Annotated in this window: 20 protein-coding genes; 11 read left to right on the top strand and 9 right to left on the bottom strand. The window is 43.0% G+C overall.

Annotated elements, in window-relative coordinates; translation table 11 throughout:
• Positions 1-176: 176 nt before the first annotated feature.
• The 4 genes from EKM76_RS07040 to EKM76_RS07025 form a co-directional block, all read right to left on the bottom strand.
• Positions 177-1,007, bottom strand: a complete 831-nt coding sequence (locus EKM76_RS07040; RefSeq protein ID WP_125549984.1) for a transporter substrate-binding domain-containing protein — start codon at positions 1,005-1,007, stop codon at positions 177-179.
• Between the two features lie 110 nt (positions 1,008-1,117).
• Positions 1,118-1,855 (bottom strand): amino acid ABC transporter ATP-binding protein, encoded by a 738-nt coding sequence (locus EKM76_RS07035; protein ID WP_125549983.1) that lies wholly within the window; start codon positions 1,853-1,855, stop codon positions 1,118-1,120.
• Between the two features lie 24 nt (positions 1,856-1,879).
• Positions 1,880-2,563: an amino acid ABC transporter permease gene (locus tag EKM76_RS07030; protein ID WP_125549982.1), complete on the bottom strand. Its 684-nt coding sequence runs from the start codon at positions 2,561-2,563 to the stop codon at positions 1,880-1,882.
• Positions 2,544-3,203 carry an amino acid ABC transporter permease gene (locus EKM76_RS07025; RefSeq protein WP_125549981.1) on the bottom strand — a complete coding sequence of 220 codons (660 nt, stop codon included), beginning with the start codon at positions 3,201-3,203 and terminating at the stop codon, positions 2,544-2,546. The genes EKM76_RS07030 and EKM76_RS07025 overlap by 20 nt, the downstream gene beginning before the upstream one ends.
• A gap of 454 nt (positions 3,204-3,657) precedes the next feature.
• Between EKM76_RS07025 and EKM76_RS07020 the strand changes: the two genes are divergently transcribed.
• A complete protein-coding gene (locus EKM76_RS07020; protein ID WP_125549980.1) occupies positions 3,658-4,308 on the top strand; it encodes a pentapeptide repeat-containing protein in 651 nt (216 codons plus the stop codon).
• Between the two features lie 53 nt (positions 4,309-4,361).
• Complete coding sequence (locus tag EKM76_RS07015) at positions 4,362-5,039, top strand: GntR family transcriptional regulator (RefSeq protein WP_125549979.1); 678 nt, start codon at positions 4,362-4,364, stop codon at positions 5,037-5,039.
• Positions 5,040-5,119: 80 nt separating this feature from the next.
• Here EKM76_RS07015 and EKM76_RS07010 read toward each other — a convergent pair whose 3' ends face one another.
• Positions 5,120-5,599, bottom strand: coding sequence for a GyrI-like domain-containing protein (locus EKM76_RS07010; RefSeq protein WP_125549978.1), 480 nt, complete (start codon positions 5,597-5,599; stop codon positions 5,120-5,122).
• Between the two features lie 87 nt (positions 5,600-5,686).
• Between EKM76_RS07010 and EKM76_RS07005 the strand changes: the two genes are divergently transcribed.
• The 4 genes from EKM76_RS07005 (at position 5,687) to EKM76_RS13635 (ending at position 10,475) form a co-directional block, all read left to right on the top strand.
• Complete coding sequence (locus EKM76_RS07005) at positions 5,687-6,607, top strand: helix-turn-helix transcriptional regulator (protein WP_125549977.1); 921 nt, start codon at positions 5,687-5,689, stop codon at positions 6,605-6,607.
• Between the two features lie 171 nt (positions 6,608-6,778).
• Positions 6,779-9,490 carry an HAD-IC family P-type ATPase gene (locus tag EKM76_RS07000; RefSeq protein ID WP_125549976.1) on the top strand — a complete coding sequence of 904 codons (2,712 nt, stop codon included), beginning with the start codon at positions 6,779-6,781 and terminating at the stop codon, positions 9,488-9,490.
• Between the two features lie 373 nt (positions 9,491-9,863).
• Complete coding sequence (locus EKM76_RS13640; protein WP_225417893.1) at positions 9,864-10,139, top strand: hypothetical protein; 276 nt, start codon at positions 9,864-9,866, stop codon at positions 10,137-10,139.
• 48 nt (positions 10,140-10,187) lie between these two features.
• Positions 10,188-10,475 (top strand): hypothetical protein, encoded by a 288-nt coding sequence (locus EKM76_RS13635; protein WP_225417892.1) that lies wholly within the window; start codon positions 10,188-10,190, stop codon positions 10,473-10,475.
• Between the two features lie 109 nt (positions 10,476-10,584).
• On the opposite strand, the gene EKM76_RS06990 is transcribed toward EKM76_RS13635, so the two are convergent.
• Complete coding sequence (locus tag EKM76_RS06990) at positions 10,585-11,268, bottom strand: EAL domain-containing protein (RefSeq protein WP_125549985.1); 684 nt, start codon at positions 11,266-11,268, stop codon at positions 10,585-10,587.
• 382 nt (positions 11,269-11,650) lie between these two features.
• Here EKM76_RS06990 and EKM76_RS06985 point away from each other — a divergent pair, with 382 nt between their 5' ends.
• From EKM76_RS06985 to EKM76_RS06975, 3 genes are read left to right on the top strand one after another with little or no spacing between them, the layout of a single operon-like run.
• Positions 11,651-13,000 carry an FAD-dependent oxidoreductase gene (locus tag EKM76_RS06985; protein ID WP_125549975.1) on the top strand — a complete coding sequence of 450 codons (1,350 nt, stop codon included), beginning with the start codon at positions 11,651-11,653 and terminating at the stop codon, positions 12,998-13,000.
• Between the two features lie 25 nt (positions 13,001-13,025).
• A complete protein-coding gene (locus tag EKM76_RS06980) occupies positions 13,026-13,763 on the top strand; it encodes a hypothetical protein (protein WP_125549974.1) in 738 nt (245 codons plus the stop codon).
• An 18-nt stretch (positions 13,764-13,781) separates the two neighbouring features.
• The gene (locus EKM76_RS06975; RefSeq protein WP_125549973.1) at positions 13,782-14,186 is read left to right on the top strand and encodes a GGDEF domain-containing protein; all 405 of its coding nucleotides are present in this window, start codon (positions 13,782-13,784) and stop codon (positions 14,184-14,186) included.
• A gap of 47 nt (positions 14,187-14,233) precedes the next feature.
• Here EKM76_RS06975 and EKM76_RS06970 read toward each other — a convergent pair whose 3' ends face one another.
• Positions 14,234-14,974 carry a nitroreductase family protein gene (locus tag EKM76_RS06970; protein ID WP_125549972.1) on the bottom strand — a complete coding sequence of 247 codons (741 nt, stop codon included), beginning with the start codon at positions 14,972-14,974 and terminating at the stop codon, positions 14,234-14,236.
• Between the two features lie 139 nt (positions 14,975-15,113).
• Between EKM76_RS06970 and EKM76_RS06965 the strand changes: the two genes are divergently transcribed.
• Entirely contained in the window at positions 15,114-15,731 is a 618-nt protein-coding gene (locus EKM76_RS06965) for a flavin reductase family protein (protein ID WP_125549971.1), read from the top strand.
• 1 nt (position 15,732) lies between these two features.
• On the opposite strand, the gene EKM76_RS06960 is transcribed toward EKM76_RS06965, so the two are convergent.
• Positions 15,733-16,305 carry a DUF2179 domain-containing protein gene (locus EKM76_RS06960; protein ID WP_125549970.1) on the bottom strand — a complete coding sequence of 191 codons (573 nt, stop codon included), beginning with the start codon at positions 16,303-16,305 and terminating at the stop codon, positions 15,733-15,735.
• 205 nt (positions 16,306-16,510) lie between these two features.
• On the opposite strand from EKM76_RS06960, the gene EKM76_RS06955 reads away from it, so the two are divergent.
• Entirely contained in the window at positions 16,511-18,187 is a 1,677-nt protein-coding gene (locus EKM76_RS06955) for an oleate hydratase (RefSeq protein ID WP_125549969.1), read from the top strand.
• Positions 18,188-18,208: 21 nt separating this feature from the next.
• Here the strand turns inward: EKM76_RS06955 and EKM76_RS06950 are convergent, their stop codons facing one another.
• Positions 18,209-18,730, bottom strand: coding sequence for a DUF1836 domain-containing protein (locus EKM76_RS06950; RefSeq protein WP_125549968.1), 522 nt, complete (start codon positions 18,728-18,730; stop codon positions 18,209-18,211).
• Between the last annotated feature and the right edge of the window lie 181 nt (positions 18,731-18,911).

Below are 18,911 nucleotides of genomic sequence, written 5' to 3'. Positions count from 1 at the left end.
CAATATTTTCTGGCCAGCTCGGCACCGCCGATATCATGGTCTAGATGTTCACTGATAATTTGCGCTTTTAAAACTGGGCTATATTTAACCATGAAAAAAGTACCTCACAATCATTAGACTCTTTGTCTAACAATTATGAGGCACTTCATCAAGCGCGCTGAGTGGGAGCTTTTTTATTATTTGATCACGATATCTTTAGCCGTTACGTCAGAGCCAAAGTAAGGTTTCAAGTTCTGATTATAGTTTTTATCGAAGAAACCGTTGTTGTTTAACTTAGTGATTTCTTTGTTGGTCCACTTCAACAAGCTAGTATTACCTTTTTTGATCCCAGGTGCAATGTACTGGTTCGGGCCTAAATGCTTGATGCCGACTGTGTACTTAGGGTTGTTTTTGACCCAAGCGTACAAGTATGAGTTGTCATCAGCTAAAGCAGCGGCACGACCATTTTTCAAAGCGTTAAATTGTTGTGTTTTTGAATCGTACTTTTGTAAGGTAGCGCCTTTGGAATTTTTGGTGAAGTACTGTTCCGCAGTCGTACCTTTGTTGACGATCAAATCTTTACCCTTTAATTGGCTGACCTTGGTGATCGGCTTGCTCTTAGGTGAGATGACCCCGATCGAAACCTTCATGTAAGCCTTAGCAAACGAAATAACTTGTTTCCGTTCTGGCGTGACGGTGAAGTTGGCTAAGACTAAATCGACTTTATTAGAGTTTAGCGCATCAACTCGGCTGTCAGCGTTGACCTGGACGTATTTTACTTTAACGCCTAGATCTTTACCTACTTGCTTAGCTAAAGCAATATCATAACCTTGACGTTTACCATTTTTATCGACCCAGCCATAAGGTGGTAAGTCGCCAAAGACGGCAATTTTGATCGTACCGCGTTTTTTAATGGCGCTGAGGCTAGTCGTTTCGGCAGCCTGAGCCGGTTGTGCAAAGCTAGCGAATAAACCAAATAGTGTGACCAATGCCAGAAAAGCGGCGATTAAACGTGTTCTTTTTTTCATTAAAAATCCCCCCAGAATTAAGTAACCAAACCAAATTAGTATTGTTAAAAAATTATTGCTGCAACGTGTTTAAAAGGCAAAATAACGATGCTTGGTATTAAAATCGTTCTTTAGAAATCCATGCTATTGAGAAAAATCTGTGCCCGCTCAGTTTGTGGATTGGTGAAAAATTGTTGACCTGGTGTCTGCTCGAGAATACGCCCATTTTCCAAGAAAACAACCTGATCGGCGATTTCACGGGCAAAGTTCATTTCGTGCGTGACGACTAGCATCGTCATTTTTTGCTGAGCCAAGTTACGTAAAACTTCCAACACACCGCGGACCATTTCTGGATCCAATGATGCCGTGACCTCGTCGAACAGCATAAATTCGGGATTTAATGCCAAGGCACGGACAATGGCGATCCGTTGTTTCTGCCCACCGGAAAGTTGTCGTGGATAGGCATCTTGATATTCAGCCAGCCCCACCTCCTTTAAAAGTTTGATTGCTTGCGCCGTAGCTTCAGCCTTGGCGCGATGTTGGACTTTTAATGGTCCCAATAAAATATTATCCAGTACCGTCAGATTGGGAAATAAATCATAGCTCTGAAAAACCATCCCGATTTTTTGGCGTAATTGCTGCCAAACTTTTGGACTCGGTACCACGGGCTGCCCTGAAAAAACTAATTGACCACTTTGGAAATCTTCTAAGCCGTTGAGACAGCGGATCAGGGTGCTTTTACCAGATCCAGATGGCCCCAACAGAACAGTTACACTGCCGGTATCGATCGTGAGATCAATGTCGTGTAAAATATGAACATCGCCGTATGATTTTTCGAGATGTTCAACTTGTAATAATGGCGTGGCCATAACGTTCCTCCTTGAAAGCTTATTTTAAGCATTATTATTTTGACGTTGTTCAAGCCGGCGTGCCCATGCGGATAGTGGATAGCAAAGCAGGAAATATAAAATGAAAATCAAGCCGTAGATCCAGAATGCACCGTCAGGATACTGTTGCCGGTTAGCCTCAATGATTTGCTGGCCAATATTGACCACGTCCATCACACTGATCAACAGTAGTAGGGAGGTGGTCTTAATGACGCGAGTCATCAGATTGATCGTCGCTGGAATCATTAGCCCAACCGCTTGTGGTAGTAGGACGTAACGATATAGCTGCGGACCGTTTAAGCCGATCGCTAAGCCGGCTTCTTTTTGATGTTGCGGGACTGAAATCAACGCCCCGCGGACGATATCGCTCATTTCCGCTGCAACCCAGAGGGCGAAAACCAACATGGCCACTGCCTGAGCATTTAAATTAACGTTGAAATTTTTTGGTAGAATATAATAGAACAAAAAGAGTAAAACAACCGTTGGAACGATTCGGAAAAACTCTAAATATAAGCGCAGAATAGTGCGTAGTAGCGGATTTTTCACCGTCCGCAATGCACCAAGTAGGACACCAAGTAGGATACCAATGACCAATGCCACAATTGAAATTTTTGCTGAGATCCATAATCCGCCCAGTAAGCGACTGAAATTTTGACCAGCGAATAAAACGTTAATTCCCGAATGCGCCACGACGAGTCCTCCTCTCTAACCAAGTCAGCACGATCGATAACGGAATCAAGATAATAGCGTAGGCGATCACCAACACAAATAATGATTCATCGGTGTGGTAATACAAACCAATTTGATCTAGTGCTGTGTTAGTTAATTCCGGAATCGCAATGACCGTAAAAATTGAAGTTTCTTTGATCAGAAAAATAACGTTAGCCGCGATTGCCGGGATGCTAAGGGTCAAGCCTTGCGGAAAAACAACGTAGCGCGCCAGCTGACCGCGACTTAGGCCAATCGCCAAGCCAGATTCAACTTGGATTTTAGCCACACCGTTTAAACCACCGTAAATTGCTTCCGCCATGTAGCTGCCACCTAAGAAAATCAGCCCGCTAATACCGGCTGCAGAAGCCGATATTTTAATGCCGATCTCTGGAAAGGCATAGTAGATAAAAAATAACTGGATCAATAATGGCGTGTTCCGCGATACTTCAGTGTAAACCGCGCTGATTTGTCTAAGCACAGGCACCTTAAAATAACGGAGAAAGCTGGCGATCATGCCCACGATAATGGCACCAATAATACCGTAAAATGATAGTTTAAGTGTTAACCAAAAGGCTTGCACGAAAACGGGAATAATTTGTTGGATAACCGTCCAACTCATAAAGTCACCTCCAAATAAAAAGCCCGGCACCGCAAAAAGCAGTGCCGGGACGTAATGACGTGTTACCACCCTAATTTGTTCAAACCTTGCGATTCGAACCTTATTCAGTCATAGACTGTGCAGTATATCGCCTGCCGACGACTGTGCTAGCTTTGCAACCAGCCAGTAAAGCTCCAAGTTCATCTTCAATTACAAAATAACGCTTCATTTGCACCAAACAGAAGCTCGCTGGGGAAATTTATAATCTACTCTTCTCTTCATTGCTTAATCTTTCTAACTTGTTTTTAATATTACACTAATTTTTTAAGCTGTCAACGAACTTTATTTACAAATTATCTGGAAATCGGTAAGCTAGAGGTCAGTGCACAAATATACGTATAATGATACTAATGACAGTTACGCGCGTAATTTAACAGAAACGCTGAGATAGCTGATCAGTCAATGAGGTGAGTAAATGAACCAACAAAAAATTTCCGCACCGCGTCTTGCGCCGGATTTACCGGCAGGGGATCTAGCGGATCTATGTGATGAAGCATTCATCCAGAATGTTCATATTCAAGCACAACAAATAAGTGAACAAAATTTTAGTGGCGTTTATTTTAAAGGCGTTCAGTTTGATCATGTGACTTTTGATCAAATTAATTTTGAACGTTTTGAAATGCAAGATGTTATTTGTAACCACTGTACTTTCTTGAATTCAGAAATGATTGAAGCTAGTTTCAAACGGGTCACGTTTATTGATTGCAAGTTGACTGGCAGTAATTTTGCTAGTGCGGTGTTCAATGAAATTAGTTTGATCAATTGTAAGGCCGATTATTTGAGTTTGGCGGATTCACGTTTGCGCCGGGTCGCTTTTAGGCAAACTAATTTAAGTGAGTTAGATTTTAGCGAAGTTAATTGGCAAGCGCTTAGCTTTGATGAATGTGACTTGAGTCGGGCTAATTTTATGCATACGCCATTAAAAGCGTTAGATTTCAGCCATAATGAAACTAGCGGTATTAGTTACAGCCTAGATTTATTGCGTGGCATGATCATTTCGCCGCAGCAAGCCCTAGATTTGGCCATGGCATTGGGTGTGACCGTTAAGGATAACCTTGAGGATTGATTGAAAAACGACTATAATCTGATATATCAGGGATTTTAAGAAAGGAATTGAATATGCCACTACCTAAAAAAGTATCTCCTTCAACTGAACTTAATGCTAAAGATCGTGTTTATCAGCAATTACGGGCCTGGATCATTACCGGTACTTTAGCGCCGCAGGAAAAAATTTCCGACCAAGCAATTGCCGTTTTATTTGGAGTTAGTCGCACGCCAGTACGGGAGGCGTTACAATTATTGGCAACACAAGAATTTGTGGAAATGATCCCCCGCAGCGCTACCCGCGTTACTGCGGTAGCCACTGACCAAATCAGTGCCATTTATCGACCGCTAGCGGTTCTACAAGGCTTAGCAGCCGAACTTGCGGCGACTAAGATCACCAGCGCCGAGCTAGAACAGTTAACGGCGTTAAATCAGAGTTACGAGCAAGCGCAACAACAAAACCAACCACAGGCAGTATTGGTCGCGGACAACGAATTTCATAATTTCATTTTGAAGATTGCCGCCAATCAATATGTGAGCGAGTTTTCGCAGCTGGTCAATGCCCATGCGCAACGGATCGAGAATTTTTATCTGGATCAATTGAACATCCAGCAACCAGACGCTGTACGTGAACATAATGAAATCATTTCGGCAATTGCCGCTGATGACGAACCAGCTGCCCGTGAGCATATGGAACATAACTGGTTACGTTCACTAGATATGTTGCAAGCTTGCGTTGATAGCGAAAAATAAACGAAAAAGCAGTCGCTGATTTTCAGTAAAATCTGAAATCTGCGGCTGCTTTTTTGATGTGATCAAATGAGTATCATGCTTTAATGACTAACTGGGATGCGCAATTCAACGACTGCATCGTTTGGATTACCGTTAAGTAAGGCCTCGATAACGAAACTATCGCCAGTATATAAGTGTTGATTTTCAGGCAAGATCGTTCCAAAAAATTGACCGATCAGTTGATCAAATAATTGGCGGCTAGGACCACCTTTGCCTTGTAAGACAACATAATCGCCGGCTGGTAATGTGCGGGTCTCAGTTGTTGCTGATGTGGCAGTCGTGTTAGCACCGGCAAAATATTCTAGTTGTTGGTCGACCACACTGCTCAGCGCATAACCGATTTTATCGCGGCTAGCGCTCATTAATTCAGCAAACTGACCACTTTGGGCTAAAGCCATAAAATGCTGACTTTTAAGGGTGGAAACTTGCTCAATATTCGTCATTGTGGGTAAGGGGAGCTGCGTTGCGTAGCCGGTGATCGTTAATTCAGGAAATTGTTGAATTTTATAAGTTTGGGTCATGTTTATTCCTTCTTTCTGTTAGTAGATGTAGAATAACAGATAAAACCTGACAATTAGCTGTCAGGTTTTATGAAAAGAGGAAAAAAGATGCGTATCAGTCGGTTAATTAATATCATGCTAATTTTGTTGCGAAAGGAATTGGTTTCCGCACACGATTTAGCCGTTACATTGGAAGTGACTGAGCGGACGATCTATCGTGATGTGGAAGCGTTGAGTCTGGCGGGATTACCGATTTATACCGAGCGCGGGCGCAATGGCGGTATTGGTCTGTTACCAAATTATAAAATTGCCCAGAATTTTTTGACTGCCAGTGACGTGCGCAATCTTTTAACGGCGTTAGCAAGCGTAGAAGCCTTGATCGAAACGCCAGAGATAAAGGCGACCGTACAAAAGTTACAGTCAATGTATGGCACTGACACTGAGTTTACGGAGTTATTGATTCAAAATGTGAATTGGCAAGGTGCAGCCGAAATTAAAGTACTGGCGCAGCAATTTAATGAAGCAATTAAACAGCATTATTTAGTTTCTTTTATGTATAGTGATCGCAATGGCCAATTGAGTCAGCGCCGAGTCGAGCCTTACCGGTTAGCTTATAAAGGTGATCGTTGGTATGTTCAAGCTTACAGTTTGGAGCGTCAGGACTTTCGGACTTTTCGGTTAGCCCGGATGCAGGCGGTCCAATTATTGGCTGCCGAATTCATACCGCGTAAACTGCCGCTAGAACGGTTAGCATTTACGGATAAATTTCCGCATGCTGATTTGACGACGATCACGTTGTTAGCGGCGAATAGTGTGCGCGACGTTTTTGCGGAGCGATATGGCAGCACGGTGATCAAGCAGCTGACGAATGGCTACTTCGAAGCTACGATCACACTACCGAACAGTGAATCAGCGTATCGCTTTATTTTGTCGTTAGGCAATAAAGTTAAGCTCATTGCCGGCACCACCTTTCGCAATGGCTTTAAAACTTATTTAGCGCAGGTCGCACAACTTTACAATGATAAATAAAATTGGCGGCCGCCTTTTGTATTCAATTATTCAATGTAATTATGTTAAATTATGCGGCAATAATAGTGGGGAAATTAGGCTTTCGTATAAGTTTAGAGTAATAATTCTTTCGCTAATAATTCCGGCTATGCTATACTAATAGCACTAAGAAAACGGAGGATGATGTACTTCATGGAAAAACAACCAACAGTTCCACCTGATGCGAAACCTGGACCGGCGCCGATTTTTACACAAACTGAGACGCAGGTGTTAACTAAGTTTAATAGTGATCTTGAACAAGGACTTAGTACGCCCACTGCAGCCCAGCGCCTGGCCAAAAATGGCCCGAACGAATTGACCGCGCACGTAACGCCTAAATGGGTAATGTTTCTGCGGCAATTTAATAACGTGATCATTTATATTCTGCTGTTTGCTGCAGCTTTAACGCTGCTACTACAACATTATTCGGATGCGATCGTTATTGGCCTGGTCGTCATCATCAACGCGCTAATTGGTTATTTCCAAGAAGTCAACGCGAGCAATTCACTAGAGAAGATCAAGTCACTGTTGTCAACTGACGCAACGGTTATTCGTGATGGTCAGCGGACCGATATTCCGGCTAGCCAATTAGTGATCGGTGATATTGTTTATTTGGAAGCCGGCGATAATGTACCGGCAGATATGCGGTTATTGGATGCTGATAATTTACGAATTCAAGAAGCTGCCTTGACCGGTGAAGCTGATTCGGTATTGAAAGATTTTACGCCATTGGATTCAGCTTTAACGCCGCTTGCTGAGCGCACCAATATGGCTTTTGCCAGCACGGCTGTTACGAATGGTAGTGCCACTGGTATTGTGGTGGCGACGGGGCATGATACTGAATTAGGTCAAATCGCCGACGATGTTAGTAACGTCAAAGCTGCGAAGACACCTTTAATGAAAGAATTAGATGATTTAGGGAAGTGGATCTCTTACTTCATTATTGGTATCGCGATAGCTTTATTTGTCTTTGGCTGGTGGATCGATCTTTACGCGCTGCCAACTTTGGCGCTGGCCGTAGTGACCATGGTGGTGGGTTCATTGCCAGAAGGGTTACCGGCTTCGACATCGGTGATTTTAGCGATGGGCGTTAATAGAATGGCTAAGCATAACGCAATCGTTAAAACGTTGCCTGCAGTAGAAACATTGGGCGCAGTCGATGTGATCGCCACTGATAAAACGGGAACGCTGACTAAAAACGAAATGACCGCGCAGGATATTATTACCCGCGAACATTGCTATCAAGTTAGTGGTACTGGCTATGCACCAGAAGGGCAGATCATGCTGAACCAGCAGCCAGCAACAGTGACTGATGATGCCACACTGGTTAAGTTGTTAACTGCCGGTTTTGAAGCTAACGATACGATATTGCAACAGGAAGATGGTCACTGGATAATTAATGGTGAACCAACTGATGGTGCCTTTTTAACGCTTTATCACAAGGGCTTAGGTGCTACAGAACCAGCGGTGACCGAGTTAGATCGAATTCCGTTTGATTCGGACTATCGTTATATTGCTCGGCTCGACGTTGATGAAGCTGGTCAACATGAAATCTTCATCAAAGGCGCACCAGATAAGTTATACGCGATGGCAACAGCGGCTGATCCTAATTTTGATCGTGCTCATTGGGATAATGTGATTCAAGATTTGGCCCATCAAGGGAAGCGTGTCGTCGCCGTTGGCCATAAGCTGGTTGGCGCCGACGTTGATGAAGTTACGCACGCAACTTTGCAGCAAGGGGTCGATTTTCTCGGGATCGTGGGTATTATTGATCCACCACGTGAGGAAGTTATTGCTGCGTTGAAGGAAATGCGGACAGCCGGGGTCAAGGTGAAGATGATCACGGGTGATCATCCAGATACAGCGGCAGCAATTGGTCGTCAGCTAGGCTTAGCGGATGATATTCAGTCGATCACTGGGGCTGAACTAGATCAGATGTCACCAGAAGAATTACGAGCTAATATTAATCGTTACGATGTGTTTGCGCGTACCACGCCAAGTAATAAATTGGCAATCATTGACGCTTATCAGCAAACCGGTAAAGTTACGGCGATGACCGGGGATGGTGTCAACGACGCGCCGGCACTGAAAAAAGCTGATATCGGTGTGGCGATGGGGATCAAAGGGACAGATGTCGCCAAGGATGCTGCCGACATGATTTTAGTGGATGATAACTTTACTACTATGACTAAGGCAATCCGTGAAGGGCGTCATTTGTACACCAATATTAAGAAAACAATTGCTTTTCTGCTGCCAACTAGTTTTGCGGAAGGGCTGATCGTTGCTTTTAGTATCTTGATGCAACAGGCGTTACCGCTAGTTCCGACCCAGTTATTGTGGATCAATATGGTTTCAGCGATCACGATCCAGTTTGCCTTTATTTTTGAGCCGGAAGAACAAGGTATCATGCAGCGACCACCACGTAAAACGGGAACTTCGTTACTGAATAAGCATGATGTCTTCCAAATGGCTTATGTTTCGGTATTGATCGCGGTAATGGGCTTATGGGCCTTCGATTGGCTGACTTCTAGTGGTGTCTCCCACGTGATCGCCAGCACGATCACCGTTAATATTATTGTGTTGGGTAAGGTATTTTACTTGTTCAACATTCGGACACCGCATTTGGCCTTTTCGCGGCACTTCTGGAGTAATCCAATGGCGTTCGCTACAATTGGCCTGTTGCTAGCACTACAACTCTTATTGGTGTATTTACCATTCATGCAAGGTGTTTTCAAAACAGGAAATATGAGTTGGTCACAATGGGGAATTGCCATTGCTGCTGGCTTTGTTACCTTGATCGTAACTGAAGCTGATAAAGTTATTCGGATTCTGATCGATCACCGGCGTCGTTCTGCGATGCGTTGATCAAAATTAAAAATAAACTTCTACCAATATTCTTGGTGGAAGTTTTTTATTTTCCCGAAAAACAGGCATTTTGTAAGCGATAAATTGAAAAAAAAACAATGTTTTTTTTCTGGTGACTAATTAGGCGTACCGTGAGCTTACCGTACATTTAGTCAACGAATACCGTTATGACAGCCTTTTCATTACGAATGTTACCATAATTTTCATTTGTACTTACTAAAAGTAAATGTTAGACTTAAGCTCCTGGTAATTTAAATCATAGTAACGATAATTTTATTAGGAATTTTTTGACGGTCGGCAAAGTAACTACCGTCCGTAACATGAAAATTTGAAAAACCCACTATTGTGGAGTAGAGAATAAGGGAGCTTAATGATGAAACATAAATTATTAAAGGTAACACTAGGTGTCGTTGCGGCTGTTGTTTTGGTTTTCGCTGGATTTGGTGCTAAAACATTGGCCGATAATTACTGGTCAGGGCACGCAGACGTTGATGCGATCAACACGGCCTTGGATAAAATCAACGGGCAATTGACTGCTAAAAACACCGCGCTGGCTACGGCTAAAAATCAGCTGACACAAGCGCAAAGTGATTTAACGACAGCTCAACAGGATCTGGCAACTAGTAAGGCACAAGTAACGGCTTTATAACAGCAATATAATAATTTACAAACGCAATACAATAACGATACTGCCAGCTTGCAACAGCAGATCCAGCAAAAAATTGCCGAGGGTAATCAGAAGGTTGCTGATCTGCAAACGACTGTTAATAATAAGCAAAAAGACTTGGATACAGCTAACCAAACGATCAGTAGCTTAAACCAAAAAGTTAGTGATTTGACCCAACAGGTAGCTGATGCCAAAAATAGTAAAACTAATGAGTTAAGTCAGACGCAGCGCGATTTATTACAAGCAAAACAGGATGTTAGTGAAACACGTGCTAAAGCCGAAAGTATTGCTGCTCAGTCTACGTCAACAACTGAATAGTAAAGTAAAAACTGCCAATACGCTGATTGGCAGTTTTTTATTTACTTCGTATTTTTCTGGAATTTAAATAGTATTTGATAATTGAGTACGTGCTAGCAAAAAAACGGCGTCAGCTAACTGGGTCATCCGGTTGTAACTTCAATAAATGAGGCTTACCATAATAGTAGCCTTGTCGCAGATCAATGGCTAATCGATCGGCAATTGCATCATCGGTGGCATTCTCGATTCCTTCAAGAATGAGACGTAAGTTGTGCTGTGCCGCCAAATCACGCCAGAAAATAACCTGTTGTTGCAAAGCGTGATCTTCCAGTGTTTCCGTGAAGTCTTGCAGGGCAAACTTGATTTCCGTCGCGTACGGTATTAAGGGTTGAATGCGCGCTAACTTGTTTTCATCGATACCGACATCGTCTAGGCTAACTTCCATACCGCGGGTGGTGAAATTTTTGATCATCGGCAGTAATTGATCGATCCGCCAATGTTCATCACCTGGTTCTTCAGTTAATTCAACGACTAATTTTACTGGTCGGAGTTGCATCTGTGAGCGAATGATCGCCTCATCAATTTGTGGATCCATCAACTGGGTTCGGTTGAGATTGATCGAAACTGAGCCAATTTTTAATGCTAACTGTTCAGTGGTGGCGATCAAAGTCTCCGCGATCACTTTAGCTGGAATATCAGAGAAGTGGTGTGGTGGTCGCCAGCCGTCTGGCGTGTGTTTTTTCATTAATAACTCATAACCGATCAGTGAATTATTAATTTTATTTAATTGTGGTTGAATAAAATAGCGATACATTTTTATACTCGCTTTCATACGCTTAATTAAGCGTTTTTTAGATTCGAAATCGAAGCCATGCGGGATGAAAATTGAATCGTACTTATTGGTCTAGCGCATATCTTTAGTGCTAACTCTTACCTCAGTTTAATTAAAAGCAATTAATGATGATTAGATTGCGCTGTATCCGAATTTGAGCATGTTTTAAAAAATCCCATGGTTTGTTTGTTCTATAACGTATTATAATATAAATTAGATGTTGTGAATTATTTTTAGCTTATCCAGCAACCTAAATTTAGACCTTAGTTTCATTCTAGCACAAGGATACGGTGGCGCCAGCGTATTCTGTGTTTAATATTGATCTATACCATATGAAGACTATTTTTATGAAAGGAGAATAACAATGAAAGTAATTGTTGTGGGTTGTACGCACGCAGGTACGATCGCCGTTACGCAAATTTTACAAGAGCATCCAGAAACTGAGGTGACCGTTTACGAATGGCATGATAATGTTTCCTTTTTATCTTGCGGGATTTCGCTTTATTTAGGTGGCCAGGTGAAGCGTTTGGAGGATATGTTCTATTCTAGTCCGGAAGAATTAAGCAAGTTAGGCGCGACTGTCCGCATGAAACATGACGTTCTTAAAATCGACGCCAAAACAAAAACCGTTACCTGTGCTGATTTAGTTAGTGAAGAGATCACCACGGACACTTATGATAAATTAATCATGGCAACTGGCTCCTATGTTGTGGTGCCGCCTTTATTTGGTATCGATAATTCCCGCGTATTGTTATGCAAAGACTATGCCCAAGCCCAAGAAATCTACAAAACCGCCCAAAATCATAAGCACGTCGCAATCGTTGGTGGCGGCTATGTTGGGGTCGAGCTAGCTGAAAGCTACGCGGATACTGATCATGAAGTCACATTGATCCAAGGGCGTGATCAGATACTAAACAACTATGTGGATAAACCTTTAGCCGATAAAATCACAACGCTATTAACTGACCATGGCGTCCATGTTTATTTAGGTGAGCGTGCGCAGTCATTTAGCGGTGATGATCAGGTGGTGATCGAAACCGATAAGGGTGAACATCAGGCGGATCTAGTCATCGTTTGTACTGGCTTCGTACCTAATACAGAGTTACTACGTGGTCAAGTTGATATGGATCGACGCGGGGCCATTCTGATCAATGATTACATGCAGACTTCAGATCCAGATATTTATGCTGCTGGGGATGCTTGTGTGACCCACTATAATCCAACCGGTAAGTCAGCCTATGTGCCACTGGCCTCTAATGCCGTTCGGCAGGGTATTCTAGCGGCGACCAATATTTTTGGTCATACGCAGAAGTATATGGGTACTCAAGGAACTTCCGCGCTGTCTATTTTTGGTTATACCTTGGCATCAACTGGCTTAACCTTAAATTCTGCCTTAGCTGATGGGTTTGATGCAGCAGCGGTAACGTTTCATGATGATTATCGGCCAAATTATATGCCAACAACTGCGATGCTGACCATTGAGTTAGTGTATGATCGATCGAATCGGCGGATCCTTGGTGCGCAGTTATTTAGCAAACACGAAGTCGCGCAGTCGGCGAATACGATTTCGGTGTGTATTCAAAATCAGAATACGATCGACGACTTGGCCTACGTGGACATGCTGTTCCAACCTAACTATGATCAACCATTTAATTATTTAAATTTAGTGGCACAACAAGCAATCGTCCAGGAAAAACAGGCAACTGCTAAGTAACGGATGATGTTTAAGGAGGATAATTGTGACGCAACAATTTTGGCTTGTCCAGCCGCTATTTACCGGTGTTTTCTTTACATTAGGGATTATTTTATTTTTCCAATTATTGGTGCGGACGACGCTGCAGCACTACAATAAACAACGCAAAAGAATCGATAAGCTTGATTTTTCAGTTGGACGCTTGAAACTAATAAGTATTGTTTACTTTTCTTGTTTAGCGGCTTACTTTGAATATAGCGCCGCTCGGGTGCGTGCCTACACGGCCTTTATTAATTTTCGATTATTATTACTTATTTTTATCGTCATTTTTCTAGGTTTTCTTTCCAGTTTTATTATTTTATTGTGCGATGATTTAGCGCATTTATTGTTTTATGATTTTTCAGTTGAAACGCTCTATCATAGTATTTTTATGCTGGTCACCTTTTTAACGATCTGCTTAGCGGTTTACTTGATTCGCCGCAATAATACGACTGCAGCGTGGATCATACCAGCTGCAGAAGGAATCGCGGTGATTATCTGGGTGGTCGTGCACAATGTCAATATCTATGGCATTGGCCGTATATCATTAGCAGAAATGTGGTACAACATGATCAGTTTCCTGATCATGGAGACACTGTTGTTCTACGGTTTGACCACGTTATTTCAAGAAAATCAACAACTGCTAACGGTGACCCGCCAAGCTAGTATTGATTCTCTAACTAAATTGAAAAATTACAATGTTTTCAACAAGGAGTACGCTCAAGCCTTTATTAAGGCGCACTAAAATAATTTAACTTTTACGATGCTGGAAATGGATATTGATCGTTTCAAGAACATCAATGATCATTATGGTCACTTGGCTGGTAATGAAGTTTTAACGCAGGTTGGGATGATTTTGGAACGAGTGACCCGTGAAATTGATCAAGCAGAATGCTATCGTACCGGTGGGGAAGAATTTAATGTTATTTTGCCGGGACTGTCAGTGAACGCAGCGTACCAATTTGCTAGTAGGCTACAAAAGGAACTCGAGCAGTTAAGCGTTAAGTATGATCAGGACACCATTAAAGTGACGGTTTCTATTGGTATCGCTACTTTACGTGCTTATGATGATGACGCTGATCATCTTTTTGAGCGCACTGATCGGATGCTTTATCTTTCCAAAGGTCGCGGGCGCAATTTGGTCACCACTGATGAGACTCAATTATAAAGTTAAGCGCGCTAAAAAGGCGTCAGCACAATGCTGACGCCTTTTAATTATTCGTTGAGAAAGCCTTGTTGGTGCAAAATCGTTAGTAGCTCGCGGCGCGGATGCTTAGAAGTTAAAGCCCCACGGATAACTTGATCAAAGTCGGCGTGACGAGCATTATGGCTGCGCGCTTGATAATATTGTTGTAGGGTTTGCTGATAATCGGTCAACGCGGCAGTATAAGTAGTTGGTTCTTGATAGCCATTAGTAAAATGAACAGCGGCTTCTGGTAAGCGGGGCTTGAGCTCATTTTCACCATCAGGGTAGCCGATCAGTAAGCCGAAAAGCGGCATTGTTAATTTAGGCAAATGTAACAGCTCAATAACTTTTGCGGCGTCATTTAAGGCACTGCCGAGAAAAACAGTGCCTAAACCGCGACTTTCAGCAGCAGTCACCAAATTTTGTGTGGCTAAGGTTGCGTCTTCAACGCTAGCTAGAAAACGGTCAGCAGCGCTTAATAGCTGTGGATTGAGGCCTTGTTGCTGTGCTAAAGTAGCATTGCGATGCTGATCAGCTACGACGATCAATAAATGGCCATTTTGCTGGACGAATGGCATGGTCGTTACGGCGGCGATTTGTTGACGTAATACTGGGTCGGTGATGCTGATAAAACTATAGGCTTGTAGAAAAATGCTGGAGGCGGCGTGTTGCGCCGTTGTGATCAGCTGCGAAAGTAGTTCGTTATTTATAGGTTTAGCGCTAAAAGTGCGCTGTGAGCGATGCTGATTAAGTAGTTCAATGGTATCCATTAGTGTCGACCTTTCTATTTCACAATAAGTGTAGCTTAACAGTTTTTCGCATAAAATACTGACAGTTTGCTTGCTAATTCTATGGTAAAAGGCTAAATTTATGGCAAAGTAGCATATGAAATTAAGCGAGGTTAATTAAATGTATCATTTTACGCGGCAAGATCTGACGGCACAACAACAGTATAAATTTATCAGTGGCAGCATTATTCCACGGCCAATTGCTTGGGTGACGACCCTAGCAGGCGCGGTGGTTAATTTGGCGCCATTTAGTTTCTTTTCTAGTGTGCCCGGCAACGAACCACTAATGACCTTAGCAATCGGCCGTAAATCAGCACAGCAGCCAAAAGATACTGCAGCCAATTTATTGGCGACCGGCGAGGCGGTGGTTCATATTGTGTCGGCTGATTTGGTAGCGCAAATGAACGCCACGGCGGCAACTTTACCAGCTGATAAAAGTGAGGCAACTGCAGCGCAACTTGAGCTGGTGCCTAGTCATACGGTGGCCGTTCCCGGCTTGGCCGCCGCGAAGATTCGTTTTGAAACATCGCTTTATCAACATGTTCTGATCAAGGATAGCGCAGACCAGCCAATGGCGGATCTATTTGTGCTACGAGTCAGCGATTTCTATTTTGCCACGGATGTTTTCGACGCTGAACGCCAGTATATTTTACCAAGTGCTTTACAGCCAGTAGCGCGTTTAGCCGGCACTGAATACGCCGAATTAGGGCCAACTTATCGGTTAGTACGACCGCGTTAGATTATTTGCGCGCGCGTTCAGCGATGATCTGGCGCCGCCGCTTAATTCGCTTGACCCAGAAGCCACCGTTAAAGTTGGTCGGTTCTAATGACAGCATAAAGGCGTGGGGGTTAAACGCCAATACCAGCGCATAAATTGTTTTTTCATCTTTACGTGGTACTAATACTTCTAATACCATGCGCGCGCCAGTGCGGCCAATACCGTCAAATTCGGTAACACCGTAGCCGGCATCACGTAGCAAATGAACCAGTGTTTTTTTGTCGGTGTTTTCTTCGCCTTGGGGAATGATGATCTGGACGATGACGTAACCAATGGCTAGCCAACGGTCGATCAGCATGCCAGAAGCGATGCCGATGCCGAAACCAAGCGCGTAAGCCACCAGATAAATTGGCTCAGCTAAACGATTGAGGACGTAATTTAACCCAATCGTGTACAGTGATATTTCAACCATGCCAAAGAATGGCGCTATCCAAATCAAGCCTTTATTTTGAAAAATCAACCGCAGTGTGTTGATCGTTAGGTAGAGCACATTGATCCCGAAGACCAAAAAGACAAACCCAAAATTAATGTGCATCACGACTGCCTCCTCTATTAAATGATTCACTGTTAATTCTAGCGGCTGGATCAGGTAAAAGGCAAGCTTGAAATTTTTACTACGGCAGCGCATAAAAGTTCATGCGTGCTGTCATCCATAGACTAAAAGCGCTTACTATTGTATGATTGGGCTGTTAACAGTCTAGCTAATAAACCAAAGTAAGCATAGAGGAGCGTGGCAGTTTATGGTACAAAAAGCGTACATGATCGGTACAGGCGTCGGTAATCTTGCAGCAGGTGTTTATTTAATTCGCGATGGTGGTTGGAGCGGCGAGCAGATCACAATGTATGGTTTAAATACGCATGGTGCCAATGATGGTGCCGCGGTAGCAGACTATGAACAGGAATATGGTATTCAGCCGCTAGGCAATAACCGCGGCTTCTTAGCAGAAGGCGGCCGCATGCTAAATGAAGAAACTTATGAAAATTTATGGAATCTATTACGTGAGGTACCTTCGCTGGATAATCCGGGGCAATCGGTGACCGCTGATATTTTAGGTTTTGATTATGCACACCCAACCCATGATGTCGCCCGCTTATTGGATAAGGTAGATGGTATCCGTAATAAAGGTGATAAAAAGGATTATAGGCACATGCAGTTCAATAATCGTGACCGGTATCTTTTAACCAAATTAATGTTGCTGCCAGCCGCTAAGGAAGCGGAGTTAAACGATATTGGGATCAGCGAATGGTTTAAATCAAGTCCGCATATTTTTCAGACTAATTTTTGGTATATGTGGCAGACGACTTTTGCCTTTAAAAAAGAAAGTTCCGTGATGGAGCTACGACGTTATATGAACCGGATGATTTTAGAGTTTAGTCGGATCAATACTTTAGCTGGCGTTACCCGGACACCATATAATCAATATGAGAGCATCGTTTTACCGATGCGCAAATATTTAAGTGATCATGGCGTGCATTTCGTCGATAACTATAAAATCACGGCTTTTGATTTCCAAGATACGCCATTACGCGATGAGATTGTGGTCACAGGCTTAAATTATGTAGATGTAAAAACCGGTGATACAGGTAAAATTGCGATCAATGCGGCGGATTTTGTGTTTGACACCAACGGAGCGATCACCGATAGTGTCGCGATCGGCGATATTAATACACCGATCAAGGAGAACCTGGAATACGCACCAAGTGCCCAATTGTGGAAACAGGCCACTGAACATTTTTATAATCTTGGTCATCCAGATAAATTCTTCAATGATCGCGGGCAAAGTGAGTGGATGAGCTTCACGGTCACCACAGACAACCATTATTTGTTGAACCAAATCACACGGATCACTCAGCAACGACCAGGTAACGCGTTGAATACTTGGATCGATAGTAATAACTTACTTTCGATCGTGGTCCATCACCAACCGCATTTTCACGCCCAAAAAGAAAATGAAACAATTTTCTGGGGTTACGCCATGTTTCCGCGCCGCCGCGGCGATTATGTGCACAAGCCATTTATTGAAATGACGGGTAAAGAAATCTTACAGGAATTTCTAGGTCATTTAGCAGAAGTCGACAATGCGCGTGATAATGTGCGCAACCACACGGATGAGATCATGGCTAGTATTGTTAACGTGATCCCGGTTTATATGCCGTATGCCAGTGCTTTGTTCAATCGGCGCGCGGTCGGTGATCGGCCTAAAGTCGTGCCGGAACATTCACGTAACTTAGCATTTATTAGCCAATTTGCCGAAATGCCATTTGATATGGTCTTTACCGAACAGTATTCTTTCCGGTGTGCTCAAATCGCGGTATACCATTTCCTAGGGATCCCAGAAACTGAGTTAACACCGCTACACCATTATGAAAAAGATCCTAAAGTAATGGCGCGAGCAACTAAGACGATGTTTAGATAAAATTAAAGATGCGCGCCAAGCTTAGGCTTGAGGTGCATCTTTTTGTGTAGTGGCTAAAGTATGTTGACTAATGATCTGATATAAAATCGCACGAATAGCGGCTTTTTGGGTCAATACATGGGTAGCATCAGTCGAGCTAAATAAAGGGGTGGCCGCTGGTTGATCTAGTTGCGCTAATTCTGTATTGATCCGTTCAATGAATTGATCGTAAGCCAGCTGCGGTGTGGTTGTGCGCACTGCCTGGTGGATGCCGGAATGGATCGTTTCCAGCGGGAAAACAGCCTTGAATAAACTGACGATCATGATTTCGGCTAAATGAGCGCGGGTGTAATGCTTTTTTTCTGGCCGATGAATGATGTTGCGCTTAACGTAGCTATTGACCATGCTTTTAGTTAGCGGTTCAATGCTTAACGGGCGGAGATAACGATCTGTTTCAGTGATCACTTGATCCATATAAAGATCAAATTCAGGCAATTCTTGCCAAAGTGGTAATCGCACTGCGGCCAGCGTCGTTAGCCATACATTAAACTTAATTTCAGTCACAAAAATCCCTCCAATACCTAAATTAATTAGGTGATAAGTCTATTATACATTAAAAACACAGTTATATCATCTAGACTTTATGTCTATATGTGATAAACTGTAAATAGAGATATCAAATTATTTTTTGTTGGTGGCGATCTGTTTTATCAATTTGACTGGTAGAGAACGAAAGCTGTATCCA

It is taken from the genome of Loigolactobacillus zhaoyuanensis (genome assembly GCF_003946385.1).
GTDB lineage: Bacteria > Bacillota > Bacilli > Lactobacillales > Lactobacillaceae > Loigolactobacillus > Loigolactobacillus zhaoyuanensis.
Note: the sequence above shows the minus strand (reverse complement) of the source record. Positions and strands in the feature narration are given on the sequence as shown.

Excerpts from the sequence above, each read along its gene's own strand:
- EKM76_RS06965 (WP_125549971.1), top strand. The coding sequence starts at position 15,114 with ATGTATCATTTTACGCGGCAAGATCTGACGGCACAACAACAGTATAAA.
- EKM76_RS06960 (WP_125549970.1), bottom strand. The coding sequence starts at position 16,305 with ATGCACATTAATTTTGGGTTTGTCTTTTTGGTCTTCGGGATCAATGTG.
- EKM76_RS13640 (WP_225417893.1), top strand. The coding sequence starts at position 9,864 with ATGAAACATAAATTATTAAAGGTAACACTAGGTGTCGTTGCGGCTGTT.
- EKM76_RS07010 (WP_125549978.1), bottom strand. The coding sequence starts at position 5,599 with ATGACCCAAACTTATAAAATTCAACAATTTCCTGAATTAACGATCACC.
- EKM76_RS07025 (WP_125549981.1), bottom strand. The coding sequence starts at position 3,203 with ATGAGTTGGACGGTTATCCAACAAATTATTCCCGTTTTCGTGCAAGCC.
- EKM76_RS07020 (WP_125549980.1), top strand. The coding sequence starts at position 3,658 with ATGAACCAACAAAAAATTTCCGCACCGCGTCTTGCGCCGGATTTACCG.
- EKM76_RS06975 (WP_125549973.1), top strand. The coding sequence starts at position 13,782 with ATGCTGGAAATGGATATTGATCGTTTCAAGAACATCAATGATCATTAT.
- EKM76_RS06985 (WP_125549975.1), top strand. The coding sequence starts at position 11,651 with ATGAAAGTAATTGTTGTGGGTTGTACGCACGCAGGTACGATCGCCGTT.
- EKM76_RS07005 (WP_125549977.1), top strand. The coding sequence starts at position 5,687 with ATGCGTATCAGTCGGTTAATTAATATCATGCTAATTTTGTTGCGAAAG.
- EKM76_RS06990 (WP_125549985.1), bottom strand. The coding sequence starts at position 11,268 with ATGTATCGCTATTTTATTCAACCACAATTAAATAAAATTAATAATTCA.
- EKM76_RS07035 (WP_125549983.1), bottom strand. The coding sequence starts at position 1,855 with ATGGCCACGCCATTATTACAAGTTGAACATCTCGAAAAATCATACGGC.
- EKM76_RS07000 (WP_125549976.1), top strand. The coding sequence starts at position 6,779 with ATGGAAAAACAACCAACAGTTCCACCTGATGCGAAACCTGGACCGGCG.
- EKM76_RS07015 (WP_125549979.1), top strand. The coding sequence starts at position 4,362 with ATGCCACTACCTAAAAAAGTATCTCCTTCAACTGAACTTAATGCTAAA.
- EKM76_RS06970 (WP_125549972.1), bottom strand. The coding sequence starts at position 14,974 with ATGGATACCATTGAACTACTTAATCAGCATCGCTCACAGCGCACTTTT.
- EKM76_RS06955 (WP_125549969.1), top strand. The coding sequence starts at position 16,511 with ATGGTACAAAAAGCGTACATGATCGGTACAGGCGTCGGTAATCTTGCA.
- EKM76_RS07040 (WP_125549984.1), bottom strand. The coding sequence starts at position 1,007 with ATGAAAAAAAGAACACGTTTAATCGCCGCTTTTCTGGCATTGGTCACA.